The 14,912-nt window shown below is 62.0% G+C and carries 14 protein-coding genes; 2 read left to right on the top strand and 12 right to left on the bottom strand.

The window, feature by feature from the left end; all coding sequences use genetic code 11:
* Positions 1-4 precede the first annotated feature (4 nt).
* The 7 genes from AC1L6K_RS10710 to AC1L6K_RS10680 all read right to left on the bottom strand — a co-directional run bounded on the left by AC1L6K_RS10710 (position 5) and on the right by AC1L6K_RS10680 (position 6,952).
* On the bottom strand, positions 5-337 hold the full coding sequence (locus tag AC1L6K_RS10710) for a carboxymuconolactone decarboxylase family protein (RefSeq protein ID WP_480948874.1): 333 nt from the start codon (positions 335-337) through the stop codon (positions 5-7).
* A gap of 53 nt (positions 338-390) precedes the next feature.
* Complete coding sequence (locus tag AC1L6K_RS10705) at positions 391-1,971, bottom strand: Na+/H+ antiporter (protein WP_480948873.1); 1,581 nt, start codon at positions 1,969-1,971, stop codon at positions 391-393.
* A gap of 65 nt (positions 1,972-2,036) precedes the next feature.
* Positions 2,037-2,399 (bottom strand): nuclear transport factor 2 family protein, encoded by a 363-nt coding sequence (locus AC1L6K_RS10700; RefSeq protein WP_480948872.1) that lies wholly within the window; start codon positions 2,397-2,399, stop codon positions 2,037-2,039.
* Positions 2,396-3,421: an aldo/keto reductase gene (locus tag AC1L6K_RS10695; RefSeq protein ID WP_480948871.1), complete on the bottom strand. Its 1,026-nt coding sequence runs from the start codon at positions 3,419-3,421 to the stop codon at positions 2,396-2,398. Before AC1L6K_RS10695 ends, AC1L6K_RS10700 begins: the two co-directional genes overlap by 4 nt.
* A gap of 46 nt (positions 3,422-3,467) precedes the next feature.
* Positions 3,468-4,343 carry an aldo/keto reductase gene (locus AC1L6K_RS10690; protein ID WP_480948870.1) on the bottom strand — a complete coding sequence of 292 codons (876 nt, stop codon included), beginning with the start codon at positions 4,341-4,343 and terminating at the stop codon, positions 3,468-3,470.
* A 19-nt stretch (positions 4,344-4,362) separates the two neighbouring features.
* Positions 4,363-5,394, bottom strand: coding sequence for a zinc-dependent alcohol dehydrogenase family protein (locus AC1L6K_RS10685; protein ID WP_480948869.1), 1,032 nt, complete (start codon positions 5,392-5,394; stop codon positions 4,363-4,365).
* 109 nt (positions 5,395-5,503) lie between these two features.
* On the bottom strand, positions 5,504-6,952 hold the full coding sequence (locus AC1L6K_RS10680) for an MFS transporter (protein WP_480948868.1): 1,449 nt from the start codon (positions 6,950-6,952) through the stop codon (positions 5,504-5,506).
* Positions 6,953-7,054: 102 nt separating this feature from the next.
* On the opposite strand from AC1L6K_RS10680, the gene AC1L6K_RS10675 reads away from it, so the two are divergent.
* Together AC1L6K_RS10675 and AC1L6K_RS10670 are read left to right on the top strand one after the other, a co-directional pair.
* On the top strand, positions 7,055-7,936 hold the full coding sequence (locus AC1L6K_RS10675; RefSeq protein WP_480948867.1) for a helix-turn-helix transcriptional regulator: 882 nt from the start codon (positions 7,055-7,057) through the stop codon (positions 7,934-7,936).
* Positions 7,933-8,721 (top strand): SDR family oxidoreductase, encoded by a 789-nt coding sequence (locus tag AC1L6K_RS10670; protein WP_480948866.1) that lies wholly within the window; start codon positions 7,933-7,935, stop codon positions 8,719-8,721. Before AC1L6K_RS10675 ends, AC1L6K_RS10670 begins: the two co-directional genes overlap by 4 nt.
* A 1,275-nt stretch (positions 8,722-9,996) precedes the next feature.
* On the opposite strand, the gene AC1L6K_RS10665 is transcribed toward AC1L6K_RS10670, so the two are convergent.
* From AC1L6K_RS10665 to AC1L6K_RS10645, 5 genes are all read right to left on the bottom strand, one after another.
* Positions 9,997-11,379: an alpha/beta fold hydrolase gene (locus tag AC1L6K_RS10665; RefSeq protein ID WP_480952657.1), complete on the bottom strand. Its 1,383-nt coding sequence runs from the start codon at positions 11,377-11,379 to the stop codon at positions 9,997-9,999.
* 258 nt (positions 11,380-11,637) lie between these two features.
* Positions 11,638-12,420 carry a DUF4386 domain-containing protein gene (locus tag AC1L6K_RS10660; protein ID WP_480952656.1) on the bottom strand — a complete coding sequence of 261 codons (783 nt, stop codon included), beginning with the start codon at positions 12,418-12,420 and terminating at the stop codon, positions 11,638-11,640.
* A gap of 243 nt (positions 12,421-12,663) precedes the next feature.
* Positions 12,664-13,278: a DUF4386 domain-containing protein gene (locus AC1L6K_RS10655; RefSeq protein ID WP_480952655.1), complete on the bottom strand. Its 615-nt coding sequence runs from the start codon at positions 13,276-13,278 to the stop codon at positions 12,664-12,666.
* 183 nt (positions 13,279-13,461) lie between these two features.
* A complete protein-coding gene (locus AC1L6K_RS10650) occupies positions 13,462-14,049 on the bottom strand; it encodes an SRPBCC family protein (protein ID WP_480952654.1) in 588 nt (195 codons plus the stop codon).
* 24 nt (positions 14,050-14,073) lie between these two features.
* Entirely contained in the window at positions 14,074-14,835 is a 762-nt protein-coding gene (locus AC1L6K_RS10645) for a DUF4386 domain-containing protein (RefSeq protein WP_480952653.1), read from the bottom strand.
* Between the last annotated feature and the right edge of the window lie 77 nt (positions 14,836-14,912).

Here is a 14,912-nt window from a genome sequence, read left to right as displayed (position 1 = left end):
TTCCTTACTTGTTGTCGGTGAAGAGTTGTTTGGCCACGCCCATGGCCGCCATGCCGTTGGGCCATCCGGCGTAGAGGGTGACGTGGGTGATGGCTTCGATGAGCTCGGCTTGGGTAACGCCGTTTTCGATGGCGCGGCCAAGGTGGAAGGCCAGCTGCTCGGTGTGCCCGCCGGCGGTGAGCACGGCCACGGTGATCAGGCTGCGGTCGCGGGCGGAGAGCTCAGGCCGGTTCCAGACGTCCTCGAAGAGTACGTCGTCAGTGAGTTCGGCAAGCTTTGGAGCGAAATCGCCGAACATTCTTCGGCCGCCGCCGAGCTGCTTGGGTTGGTCAGTCATGGTGATTCCTCTTTCGATGTGGATTCGGTTGTGGATGGTTGTTCCGGAGGCTGTCAGTCGTATGTTTCGACGCCGGTGAGGCGCTGCTCTTCCACATCGAGCCTGGTCTGAAGCTGCCGGGCGACGGTGTCATCGACCGTGCCAGCAAGGCGGAGTTCCAGCAGTACCTGGCGTTTCCTGTCGAGTAGACCTTGGCGGAGCGTGGTTTCCTCCTGGCGCGATCGGATAGTCGCCGCTGGATCGGAACCGGCTTTCAGTGCTTGGTTGACCGCCAGATGGGATCGATATTCCTCCGCGACGCGGGCGTGGACTTCTCTGCTGGTCCCGAGTTCGTGGGCGAGTTCGTCCACGGCGGAGACTGCGGCGAGAGCCATGGTTAGTTCGGCCATGCGGAGTTCATCCTCCTCTGGTTCCTCAGGAAGCTTGGCCCAGCGGACTACTGCGGGAAGCAGAGGTCCTTGGACGAGCATGGTCAGGACGATGACGCCGGCACTGATGACGATGATGTCCGCGCGCCCGGGGAGCGGGGTGCCGTCATTGAGCGCCGATGGCACGGACAGTGCGATCGCAAGGGAGACTGCCCCGCGGAAACCGGCGATGGAGCTGACGACCCGGGCCCGATAGCTCATCCGGCGCCCGCGTTGGGAGGGGCGGCGGTCCAGGACCCGGATGACGGTGATGCTCACGGTTTGGAACACGAACCGGATGATAATGAGCACCAGCCAAACGATAACCGTGGTGAGCAGCAACCGCCACACGTCCTGGGGATTGATTTCATACACGGCGGCCTGCACCTGAAGACCGATGAGAACGAACAAGGCACCGTTGAGGAGGTAGGAACCCAGGGGCCATGCTGATTCGGTCTGGCGCCGGGATCCTGCGGTGCTGATCCGGCTGGAGATGAAGGAGATGATCAACCCTGCCACAACTACTGCCAGCACGCCCGAAGCGCCGACTGCTTCGGCAAGGAGGAACGCGGCGAACGGGGTGATGAGCAGGGCGATGTTGGTGATGAGCGGGTCGCGGACGCGGACCAGGAGCAGATAGGCGGCAGCTGCGACAAGGATGCCGGCGACCACTCCACCAACATAGGAGAGGGCGAAGAGGCCGGCGATATTGACCGGCGTGTAGCTGCCGCCAAGCGCCGCACCCACCGCTATGGCGTACAACACCAGGGCTGTGCCGTCATTAGTCAGGCTTTCGGCCTTAAGCAGCATGAAATTCCTGCGCGGCAGCATCCGCCCGAGGGCTGAAACCGCCGTCGCATCCGGCGGAGCGAGCGCCGCACCGAGGATGAGGGCGGCACTCCAGGGCAGGCCAAGGAGATGTGCAACGCCCGCCACAGCCAAAACGGTGGCAACAACCAGTAGGGTGCTGAGCAGGAGAATGCCGCGCAGGTCCCGCCGGATCGAACGGAGCGAGGTGGTCAGGCTTTCCCAAAACAGCATGACCGGCAGGAAGATCAGCAGCACCGTCTCCGGAGGCAGCTCCATAGCCCGCAACTGCGGGATGAATCCAAGGACCAGCCCAAAGACCAGCAGCAACAAGGGTGCGGCGACACGGACCTTTGGAGCCAGTATTGCGCCCGCGAGCACAGCGACACCCAGCAGGACGACGGTTTCCAAGCCTGCCATGACATCTCCTTTCAATCTGTATTCAAGTGCACTTATCCGAAGGACGGGCTGTGAAAGTCGGGCTGCTACCAGGTTGATGCGACGGTGAGTGCTATGACCCATTCGTCGCCGCGGGGTTCGAACCAGGACTGCAGCGTCAATCGCCAGGTGGCTCTAGATCCCCAGATCGTGGCGTCGGTGAGCGTTCGGGCTGTCAGTGCGGTCATGGTGCCCTCGGTACTGACGGTGGTCTCGACCATTTCCACCCGGTGGTACTGCATCTGGCCTGTCGCGATGCTTTCCAGCCATTCCGCCTTAGGCTGCACATATCCGGTCATATGCGTCAGCGTGAATTCGCCGGCGAGGATGGCGTCCAGCCCTGCCACGTCCCCGGCCACCATCGCTTCGAACAACGCATGATGGAGTTCCTCCAGGGCCGTTGCGGTCACGGCTGCGTCCGCCGTCGTGCCTGCGCTGTGAGTTCGTAAGCGCCGTAGCTGTTGTCATCGGGGTTGACGGTCACTCCGGGCGCGACGAGTTCGTCGATGCGGTCCAGCACGTCCGTGGACAGGGTGATGTCGGCGGCGGGCAGGTAGGACTCGAGCTGTTCCATGGTGCGCGGTCCCACGATGGCGGACGTGACACCGGGGTGGTTGATCACGAACGCGATCGCCAGCTCGATGAGCGTCAGCCCGGTTTGTTCGGCCAGCTGCGCGAGTTGTTCGACGATGTCAAGTTTGCGCTGATTGGCCGGACTTGTCATATCAAACCGGGCGTTGGGACGTGCCGCTGAGGTTGGTACTGATGCGGCATTTCTCCGCCACCGTCCTGAGAGCCAGCCTCCGCTGAGTGGGCTGTAGGTCAGTGCGCCCATTCCGTGGCGTTGCACTGTGGGAAGGACGTCTTCTTCGATGCCGCGAACCAGAATCGAGTACGGCGGTTGTTCGGTGACGAACCGCTCCAGGTTGCGTTCCCGGGAAGCCCATTGTGCTTCAACGATCTGGGATCCGGTGTAGGACGAGGACCCGATGTAACGCACCTTGCCCTGGCGGACCAGATCGGTGAGGGCGCCGAGAGTCTCTTCGACATCCATCAGCGCGCTGGGGCGGTGCACTTGGTAGAGGTCGATGTAATCGGTGCCGAGGCGCCGGAGCGAGTTCTCCACTTCATGCATGATCCACTTCCGTGATCCGCCGCTGCGATTGGGCCCCTCCCCCATCGGCATGAAAAATTTGGTGGCCAGTACGACCTCGTCACGCCGGCCCTTAAGTGCCTTCCCGACGATCTCCTCTGATTCCCCGCCCGAGTAGACGTCTGCCGTGTCGATTAAGTTAATGCCAGCGTCAAGTGCGTGGTGGATGATCCGGATCGAATCGCCAACGTCCTTGTTCCCCCAGGCACCAAACATCATCGTGCCCAAGCAAAGCGGGCTGACGTCAACTCCTGTTCGTCCCAATAGGCGGTAGTCCATGATCGTCTCCTGTGGTCGTGTTACTTGATGGTGTTACCGGGCCGGTTCATACTTCAGGGATGTCGCGTCCAAAGGCTTCGAGCGTGATCGAGTCGGGGTCGGGGCCGCCACGCACGCCTTTGTCCAAGGACGCCATCGCGGTCATCTGATCGGGGCTGAGTTCAAATCCGAGGACATCGAAGTTTTCGGCTATGCGCTCGGCACGGATGGACTTCGGAATGACGGAATGCCCCAATTGGAGCTGCCAGCGCAGCATGACCTGCGCGGCACTCTTGCCGTGTTCTCCTGCGATGGCGAGGATGACGGGATCGGTGAAAGTGCTTGTCGCGGCGTCGCCACGATAGGACGTGATGCCGCCAATGGGCGACCATGCCTGCGTAAGGATGCCTGATTCCCTATTGGCCTGTTGCACTGCAGGCTGGGTAAAGTAGGGGTGCAGTTCAATCTGGTTGACGGCCGGTACCACCGACGTCTGCTTGCGCAGCGCGGCCAGATGACTTGGCATGAAGTTGCTGACACCGATGGCACGCACGTGGCCATCAGCGAGCAGTTTTTCCAGTGCCCTATAGGCGGCGATCGTTTTGGCGAATGCCGTGGAGAGGGGCTGGTGGAGGATCAGTAGGTCAAGCTGGTCGACGCCGAGCTTGCCTGCACTTTTCTCGAAGGCATGCAGCGTTTGCTCGTAGCCGTAGTCACTAATCCAGACTTTGGTTTCAATGAAGATTGCTGAGCGATCGACACCGGAACGGCGGATACCCTCACCCACCTCGCGTTCGTTGGCGTACGCGGCGGCGGTATCAATGTGGCGGTAGCCTGTTGCCAGTGCCGTCGCCACGGCATCGGTGGTGGCCTCGGGCGGGGTCTGGAAGACCCCGAGCCCAATGGCCGGCATGACGATCCCATTGTTCAGAGTGATGTTCATGGAAATCCTGATCCTGTCGTTACGGTCGAAGAAGTACTTTGAGGGCCTGGCGGTCGGCCATGGCCTGGTAGCCGGCAGGGACATCATCCATGCCGATGGTTCGGTCGAAAACCCTGCCCGGTTCGATGGTCCCGTCCAGCACCAGGGGCAACAGCTCCTCGATGTAGGCTCGGGCCGGTGCAACACCGCCGGTGAGCGTAACGTTGCGCAGGAACTCGGGGAAGCCGAGCGGAACGTCGGAGAACTGCGGTGCGCCAACACGGCTGATGACACCGCCGTCGCGGATCACGCCGATCGCCATCTCAATTGCCGACGTGAGACCGACAGCTTCTAAGACGACGTGCGTGCCGTCACCGTTGGTGAGCTGCTTAACTTTGGCGATGCCATCGGTGCCGCGCTCTGCGACGACATCCGTGGCACCAAACTCTCGGCCAAGGTTGGTGCGGGCTTCGTGGCGGCCCATGAGGATGATGCGCGAGGCGCCCATGAGTTTGGCGGCGATGACCGCGGAGAGGCCCACAGCGCCGTCGCCAATCACAGTGACGCTCTGACCTGGCCGGATACCGGCTTTCTTAGCCGCGTGGTAGCCCGTGGACATGACATCGGACAGGCTCAGCAAGGAGGGGATCAACTTTTCATCGAAACCGGCCGGGACGACGACGAGGGTGCCGGTGGCTTGGGGCACGCGGGCAAACTCGCCCTGGCCGCCGTCGTCAGTCCCGCCCCAGTGCCCGCCATGACGGCAGGACGTCTGCAAGCCTTCCCGGCAGAAGTCGCAGTGGCCACAGGAGGCGACGAACGGTGCGATGACGAAGTCGCCGATGGCCAGGCCACTCACCTCGGAGCCGAGCTCTTCGATGATGCCGACGAACTCGTGGCCCATTCGGGCACCATCTTCAGTGGCGGGCTTGGAGGCGTAGGGCCACAGGTCACTGCCGCAGATGCAGCCAGCAACGATGCGCACGATAGCGTCGGTGGGCTCCTTGATGGTGGGGTTGGGAACGGTTTCGACGCGCACGTCTCCGGCGCCGTACATCAATGTTGCTCGCATGTTGAAATTCCTTTACTCAAGTTTTCGATCTGTTTCCAGTGAACACCTGTTATGCACTTCTTGGGAGTGATGGCTGATCAGGGTACTGACAGAACCCCTTTCGGTCGGTTCAGTGGGTTGTCTCGACTAGGACTAGCGGCCGGGCTACGAGCAACGCCTTGGTGCGGCGCTGGGCCAAATCTGCGGGCAGAATGAGTGCCACGGCGACGACTAGGGCGAGGAGGAGGAGAACGCTTCCGGTCGTCAACGCGACACTGACCTGCGCGGCCAAGTGCACCGTTAACGGTCCGGAGGGGACTGTGGCTGCGGCCGCGACAGCAATGCCGAGCCCGAGACAGGTGCCCACCTGATGGAAGGTGTTGACCAGGCCTGACGCGGCCCCGGCATCGGACGCGGGTGCGCCTACAATTCCGAACGAGGTCAGGGGCGCAAAGGCCAAACCCTGGCCTGCTCCAATAAGGACCATCGGCAAGGCGACACCCGTGACGTAACTGGAATCAATCCCGACGCGACTCAGCCAGAACATCCCGGCGAGGGTGATCAAGATCCCGGTCACGAGAGCCACCGAGCCCGGCATCAGTCTGAGGAGACGGGGAATACTCATCGCGACAGCGAAATTCACGGCAGTCATGGGCAGGAACCCGAGACCGGCCTGTAGCGGGTTGAAGCCCAGCACTATCTGAAGGAACTGTGTGGTGAAGAAGAAGAATCCAATCATCGCGCCCAGATAGAGGAAGCGGGCAACGTAGGCTCCTGTGCGGCGTCGGCTCCTAAAGAGGCGTAGCGGCATGATGGGTTGAGTTGCCTTGCGTTCGATCAGCACGAACACGACCAGAAGTACGACGCCGGTGCTGACGGCTGTGAGCGTGAGCGTCGAGTCCCAACCCGCCTCAGCGGAGTTGATGATCCCAAACACGAGCGATCCGACACCGAGTGTCACACTAAGCGCCCCGAAGACGTCGAAACGTCCGCGGGTCCGGCCGGTCTCGGGGAGGAACCGGGGTGCGAGCATGATCATCACAGCACCGAGGGGCACGTTGACGAAGAACCCTGCCCGCCAGGATATCCAGTGGGCCAACGCCCCGCCGATGACCAGGCCAAGGCTGGCACCGATCCCTGCGGTTGCACCATATAAAGAGACAGCCCGGGTGCGTGCCGGGCCTTCCGGGAAGCTCGCGGTGAGTAGGGATAGTGAGGCAGGTGCCACGATCGCTGCTCCGATACCCTGGACCGCCCGTCCGGCGATCGCCCACCACCCTGTCGGAGCCAATCCGATCAACAAGGACGCGAGTGAGAACACCACCAGACCGAACACGAAGACGCGCCGCCGCCCGAGCAGGTCGCCAGCTCGGGCGCCCAGTAGCAGCAGCCCACCGAAAACCAACGTGTAGGCGTCCTGAACCCAGGAAAGCTCACCAGTGCTCAGCGTCAGCTCGGCCTGCAGACTGGGTAGTGCGGTGAAGATGACCGAGTTGTCCAGCAGGATCATGAAATAGCTGGCGAGGATGATAGCCAGGATCGCTGCCGGATGGGCAGACTTTGTGGGTGCAGGTCTCATGGATTCAATGCAACAGCGTTTTTAGTGAGGCCGGGAGTCACTGTCGTTCCGGGTACTGCCAGTCCCTCCCTCGAGCGTCAGCTGACGGGTAGCGTGGATGTCATGACACACAGCGATGACGTGCGGACCTTCCTGACCTCCCGCCGAGCCAGAATTTCACCCGAGGAGGCCGGCCTACCCGTTTACGGCGGGAACCGACGAGTCACCGGCCTGCGCCGAGAGGAAGTCGCGATGCTCGCCGGGATGAGCGTGGACTACTACGTCCGCCTGGAGCGCGGAAACCTCGCGGGCGCCTCCGACAGCGTCATTGAGGCACTCGCCCGGGCCTTGAAACTCGACGACGCCGAAACGGCCCACCTTTTCGACCTCGCCCGCGCCGCAACCGCGTCCCCTCGAGCACGACGCCAGCGCAGCCCGCAGACAGTTCGGCCTAGCCTGCAGCGCGTGATCGACGCGATCACCACAGCCCCGGCCTGGATCCGTAACGACCGCGGCGATGTTCTGGCCGCCAACGAACTCGGCCAGGCCCTTTACCTCGACATGATGGCAGAGCAAGTGACCCCGCCGAACAGCGCACGGTTCACCTTCCTGAACCCGAAAGCGCGGGATTTCTTCACCAATTGGGACCGCGCAGCCGACGACATGGTCGCCGTCCTACGCTCCACGGCCGGGAAAAACCCCTACGACAAAGACCTCACAGACCTAGTCGGTGAACTTTCAACCCGCAGCGAGGAGTTCCGCACCCGGTGGGCCCGACACGATGTGAAGTACCACCGGACAGGCCGGAAACAGCTCCACCACCCGATCGTCGGGGATCTGGACCTCAGCTTTGAGGCCCTGGAGCTCGCTGGCGAACCGGGGCTGCGCATCAACGTATACACGGCAGAGCCCGGGACGCCGTCGGACGATGCACTGAAAGTTCTAGCCAGCTGGGCCGCCACCCAGCGTGAAACGACAAAGACCACTATCAAGGAGAAACAATGAGCCACCGCCCCTCTATTGTCCTGATCGTCGGTGCCACCGGAAGCATCGGCCGCTGCGCCGTGGCCGAGGCCCTGCGTCAGGGTTACACCGTCCGTGCGCTCGTCCGTGAGCAGAAACGCGCAGCCCGCCTTCTTCCCGAAAATGTAGATCTGGTGATCGGAGATCTGACCCATCCCAGAACCCTCGGCCCTGCCGTCGAGGGAGTCGACGCGATCGTGTTCACGCACGGATCCACCACAAGCGAACGGGACGTGCGGGACAACGACTACACCGGCGTAGCCAACATACTCAAAGCCCTGGGCGGCCGTCGGGTGCACATCGCCCTCATGACCGCCATCGGCACCACCCGGCCCGGCGTCGCCTACGCCCAATGGAAGCTGCGCAGTGAACGGCTCATCCGCGCCAGCGGCAGCCCTTACACCATCGTGCGTCCCGGCTGGTTTGACTACAACCAACCCGACCAGAGGAAAATCGTCATGCTCCAAGGCGACAGACGACAATCCGGCTCACCCGCCGACGGCGTCATCGCCCGGGACCAAATCGCCCGAGTCCTCATCGACAGTCTTCGCGTCGAGTCCGCCGACCACAAAACTCTCGAACTCGTCGCCGACCACGGAGCCGAACAAGAAGACCTCACCACCCTCTTCGCCGCCCTGACACCAGACACAAGCGACTCTCTCGATGCAGCCGAAGACACGGTAAACCTCCCATCGGAGACCGAGCCCGAAATGTTCCGTGACGACCTCGCCACCATCACGGCAGGAAGCCTCGAAACCAGGGAATAGATCAGGGCGCCGACTCCATGGCCCCACGGGCAGATCTGCCACCATTCCGAGACTTACTGGACCCGCACCAAACCGAATGCTCCCACTCCGTTCGTGTCCGGCAGTCACTTTTAGGTTCGCAGCTTGGTCACGAAATAGATCCAAATTCACGCCCGCCGGGAAGTCCATCAAGAGACAAAAAGCAACCAGACTATGGCAATTGGCGCTTCACACGCCCAACAAAAAATCACCGAAAAGCATGTTCCACCGCCCACCATGGCAGCGTGGCCGGCCGGACCTGAACCACGCCCCTAACGACACAATGCGTTGAAGTACGACGGCCCTTCATTCACAACCAGCGACATGCCATCCACCGTGTCAATGAACCTGTAAACGGCCGTCAAACAGCAGCTCCGGCGCTACGGTGCAGGGCTTGGTCACGTTTTACTCACGTTTTTCAACGAAACCCACAACAATTGCTGGCATGTCAAGGGGCACTGTTGTTCCGCACTCCCCCGGAAACACGCGGTTTCTGGCGGTCAATGGAGAATGTTGGCATGAGAGTCCTGAGTTTCTCTTGGTCGCTGGTTCGATTCCAGTCCGGGGCACAGTATGGCCCTGACCTGCGGTTATACCTCAAAAGTCAGGACCTGTGGGGGCCAAAATTGCCCCCACTCATCTTTTACTCATCTAATTCAGCGAACTTTTCCTGAGCATCTGGTCATCTTTTTCAGCACCTGCCGCTCATCATTTTCAACATTCTGTCACCAAAATCGGCTAGATTCCGCAGTTGTCACTTCCCTGAACTCGGCCGGGCAGTTGCGTGCAGTTCCGGGCAACAATAGGGCCTTCGATCGTCGTACTCAAGGGGCAGAATGTCTTTGGGGGGCAATGAAGCCGCCCGCACAGGCCCCACAGCAACTGACAGTGAACACACAACCGGAGCAAGGACCGCTGCGAGCAGGACGTGATGAACGTGCGAACCAATGAACGGTGTGGCTTCCGGAGATGGCATCCTCTCACCTCGCTTGAAGGTCAGCGTCGCAGCTCTGCGCTGAAATAGCGGCCGTAACCGCCCGGCGCTTGTACGCCACCGACACCTGATTATCGGCCCGGCTGCCATGATCATGCTCCTCACCCACTCTATCCACCACTCACGTTGACTCATCAACTACGCCCGCGTAAGTGTTTCGAAAAATCATCGGTACTGCCCGTGTAGCGGCGGGTCTGCCGTGCTGGCATTTGTTGGTGGGGCACCGTCAGTCAGGGGGTTCTTGCGACTGGTTGCGCTCCGCATCACTTATCCAGCGGCCCGCCACTGTGGACGGCCGAGACAACGTCGAGGATCGCCGCAGTGGTGGCGGCGGCGTGTTCTTCGTCCGCGACCAGCCCTTCGTGATCTGACCCCTCGATCGTGCGATGCACGCTGTTCGTGGAGAGGGTGGCCAGGTCGTTCTGCTCTGCTGTGTGATTGGCGCCACTTCCGATGCCCGCGGTCAGGACGATCAAGGGCTTGCCAGCGAAGTCCTGCAGTGCCGCGGCTTGCCGCATCGAGGTGTTGGCCTGGACGTACTCGTCGATCGTGCTGCGAAGATTGTTCGCGGTCGCGATGTTGGCGCTGACCTCCTGTTGGGACCGCGGCGGCAGTCCGCTGGCTTCAAGCGGCGCGTATAGGCGGAGTAGGCCAAGTCGCGCCGAGACCGAAGCAAGTGCGGACACGCGGCCCATGACATCGTAGGAGCCCGCGTTGCTGGGCGTTGCTGTCCCCGCTTTAACCGCCGCCGCCGTATCGGTGGCGTCCACCAGTACCATCCCGGCGACCTCATCCGGGTAGCGGTCGGCGAAGGTGAGTACGTACAGGCCGCCGAAGGAATGGCCGGCCAGCACGTAGGGCCCTGGAACGTGTCCGCGCTGTAGCAACGTGTGGAGATCCGTGGCGATCTGGGTGCCGTCCTGGGCGGTGTCCGCGGGCTCGCTCCAGCCTCGGCCTGCACGGTCGTAGACGCAGACGCGGGTATCACGTGCCACGGCCGGCGCAATCCACCCAAGGTTCGAGGACATTTCGCCGGCACCGGGTTGCAGCACGACCGTGGGACTGCCGGAGCCGGTGCAGCTCAGGTGCAGGCCGTGTCCGTCGACATCGATCAACTGCCCCGGCATTGGGTATGTTCTGGCATCCGCCGCTGCGCCCAGTGCCGCGTAGGCGCCGCCGATTGAGGCAAGAGCTAGGATCACGATCACCGGGTAGAGCAGCCATCGTCCGCTGCGGCCGTGCAGCTGACGGCGGACGCGGAGGAACATCCAGATCACCAATACCAGCAGGGCTGGTGGCCATATCCAGCTGAGCACCTCGCGCGCCGGGGAACCAAACACCAGCAGCAGTAGGCCGCTGATCCCCATGAACAGTGCCGGGGCCGCGGCCCAGCGCTGGGGCTGGTCGGTGAATCGCACCGAGAGTACTGCCAGCATCGCCCAGCCCACCGCGAATCCGCACAGGACCGCGCCAGTCATGGAGCTCTCCTGCACCGGGATGAACGGAGCAGCTACCAGAGCCAGGGCAGCGACAAGTCCGGTGGCCAGCGAGCCGGCCACGATCCATCCGATGTGTCCCCTGGGCTGGAGATTGCCACGGGATGAACGGTCCCGGTCCGCATCTTTGGGGGTGTAGGACGTACTCATGATGACACTCGATTTCCGGTAGGGCCGGCGTCGGGCCGGTCGTGCTGTATGCGCCTGGGGCTTCAACACCATGCCCCGAAGGTTCCCGCGTTTCCCGGTCCTGGGGTTGGTTCAAGGATGCTTTGGGTCAGCTCCGTCCACGTTTCGTAGTCAGGAGGACCGAAGGACCTCGCCGCGCCGGACGGTGCGGACTCCATGGAGTGTGTCCGGCAGTGCGGTGGGCGCCCTGCCTCCCCGGTCTGGTTGGTTGCGTTCGCGTCAGCTTGTTGAGAGCGGGTCCGGACGCAGGGTTGAGGTTCCCTCTGTGGTCAGTGGCGTGGACTTAAAGCCCTTGACGATCAGGTAGATGCCCAGGGACAGTTCGAACACGGCGACGGGCACTGCGGCGAGAGCGGAGATCGGGGACACCTGGGGGTAGGCGCCGAAGAAGACCGCGATATCGGAGGCCAGGAGCAGCGGGGCTCCGATGAAGGCAATGACTGGCAGGATGCGGGGCACCAGGGCAGCGCGGTAGAGCACGTAGCCCAGGAACAGGTCGCATGCCACGGGCATCAGGCTCCCTGAGAGCAGGAACGTCCAGTTGTAGTTCGCGACCAGGGTGTGGCCGATGGTGACCAGCGAGGCAGAATCTGTCCCGGCGGTGCCAGCCACGTCGTTGCGCAGCGTCATGAGCGAGAGCAGGCTGACGACGCTGACGAAGATGAGACAGGTTTCCACAAGCCGGGCGGCCACGAATCCCAGGGCCGCGGTTTGACTGACCCGCTTGGCCACCGGGTACAGCACTACGGCGGTGCCGATGCCAGCCAGGCCAACGATGACCTCCGACAGGACTCCCCACTGCAGTCCTGAGCTGCTGCCTGCGCCCAGAACGAAGGCGCCGGCGTCGTCTTTCACTGCTTTGTAGAGCGCAAGGGTGGGGATGGAGACAAACGTAACCACGTACAGGATGCCGGCGGTCAGGGAGATTTTCCGCATCGGGTGCATGCGGGCCCTGGGGATGTGTGGGGTAAGCGGCGGGGTGGCGTGTGAGTTGGTGGCCATGGTGTACTCCTTAGAAGGCGGATGGGTCGTTTTAGAAGGTGGATGTGTCGTTACGTGGATTGTCCCGGGTGGTGGGGGCGGTACGACATCGGGTTCATCGCCGGCAGATCCCACCCGGGTGGGGTGTCTGCGGTGGGTGGCTCGTTCTCTCCCAGGTCGAGGTGGAGCGGTGGGGGTAGAAACCAGTGGCGGCTTGTCCGCTCATTTCTGTCCCGCCGCCGGGGCGGCCAGTGAAAGGAGCTGTTAGGTCGTTACGGCGTATGGCTTTAGTCGCCCTCGGGGTGATGGTGAGTTGAATCCCTTGGTGATCAACCAGATCGGCATGAGCAGGACCTCGAAGAGTCCTCCGGGGAGAAGTGTGAGCTGTCCCAGTCCCGCGTTCATGTCAAGAACGCCCAAGAGGTCAAGCAACACCCCGGAGCAGAGCAGAAAGTATCCGACCAGCCCAATGGCCGCGATGGGTCGCGGAACCAGCCGGGAGACGTAGAGCAGGTAGCACAGGACCAGACCGCCTAGGCCTGTGGGAATGTAGACCCACAGCATGGAGTTGGGGACTACCTGCAACTGCGTCAGGAGGTAGATACCGCACGCGGTGGAGACTAGGAACTCAACGATCCTCAGTATCGGGTACCACAGAGCCAGTTCCCGGTTGACCGCTTTCAGGACCGGATACATCAGGAATCCGATGCCGACCACGGCGAGGCCTGAACAAAGCATGAGCAGCACGCCGATCGTTGGCGGTGACGTTGCGATACCGCCGTCCACGAAGCTTTGGATCAGTGAATTTCCAACCACGGCGGTGACCATTTGAACGACGAACAAGGTCCCTACGATGACTGCGACCATCCTTCGCGACATGATGCTACTTCCTTTGGTGTGTAGTTCCGGAGATTGATTGGATATTCCAAGTTCCCGGCATGCGCCGCGTCATTTGTCGCAGCTAAAGTACTGGCGACGGCGAGGCGCCTCACTGGAGCGCTCTGGAGGCCTCGGAGCAGACGTGTACACCCTTGGATTCGCGATGTTGTCGAGGATCGGATCCTATGGGCCGCGGCCGTCGGCATGCTCGTTCCACTTGCTCTCCGGAAACCCGATCGGTGGACCATCGATCCTCATTGCTCGTTCTGGCGCCTGGGTAGAGTCTGGTTGACGTCTTTCTGGAGTGCTGCCGGTTACTTCTGGGATGCTGCCGGGTTCCGCAGTCAATTCAAGTCTGGTGAAGAGGGCGACGTTCATCGCTTTGAAGCCCGCTTCGGTTTTCTGCAGGAGTTTCCCAGTGAAGGGGACGAGAGCTCCGGAGAAGACCTCTGCTTGGACTAAGCGGGCGCCCCCTTCCCGGATGGAAGTCAGAGTGAACGAGTGCCGGCCGTCGAATAGTCCGGGGATGCCCATGGTCCCGAGCCACTCCAGGTATCGACCGGGCTGGACAGCAGTGACTCGCGGTTTGAACGTCATCGCTCTGCCCCCTACCGGTGCGATGCGCACTTGGATACGTTCTCCTACCGTGAGAACCCCGGACATGGAGGTAATGAACGGGTTCCAGCTTGCCATCGACCCTGCATCCACCAAGTGATTCCAGACCACCGACGGTTCTGCCGGAAGGTCAATCCTTGCTTCGACATGCTGCATGGCTACTCCTGGACGGGGATGCGGTTAAAGAACTGGTTCAGGCTCGGATGAGAGCCCGGTGGCTGTGGGGAGAGGTGTCTTCACGCCCCGGATGAGTAGATACGCCAGCAATGAGACTTCGCAAATGATCTCTGGCAGAACGAAGATGGCAGCCGACGTGTCCGCCAATGACGGGGCGAGGAACCGTGTCAGGGCGTCTATGACGTAGCAAACGGTGCCGAGCATGAGCAGGAACGAGAGCCATCTGGGGAACATGCCCGATCGGTAACCAAGCAAGCCAAGGGCGAATAGCCAGAGCCAAGTGAATTGGGCGATCAGGTAGCCGTAGTGTTGTAGGTCCATGAGGAGCAGGACCATCGCGTGGGAGCCGTCCGCTCCCAACGCGGTGGAGTAGTAACTTTGCGTCGCGACGAGCAGGGCCCCGAACTGGTTGACCATGTTCAGGCATGTGATCGCAGCCGAGACCGCGACGAAAACCACCATGGCGCGGGCGACATTTCTACCTGCGTGCCCCAGCAGCCTATAGAGAGCTACCGCCAGCACGAGCCAGACCATCGCTTGGATCAAGTCGGCGGCGAAGCTGAGCCGTACCAAGGTGCTGTTCGCCACGATATTTGCCGAGGTCGCCGCGGCGTCCCCTGGCTCGTAGACATTCACTCGCACGATCTGCGCGAATGCGCCGAGGATCGCGACAACGAGGTAGAGAAGACCGGCCATCCTCGCCAGCCGCACCGGCGAACCCGGTGGCCCGGATGTGGGCTGGAGGATGCGTTCGGTGGTGGCCATGAGGTGCTCCCGATGTAGTTGCGGTGATGAGTTCGGATCAGTGGCGCACGACGTAACTTCGCGCGTTGGGCACCGGT

The organism is Specibacter sp. BI4, from assembly GCF_056680095.1.
The sequence above is the reverse complement of the archived record's forward strand: the minus strand, read 5'-3'. Positions and strand labels throughout refer to the sequence as shown.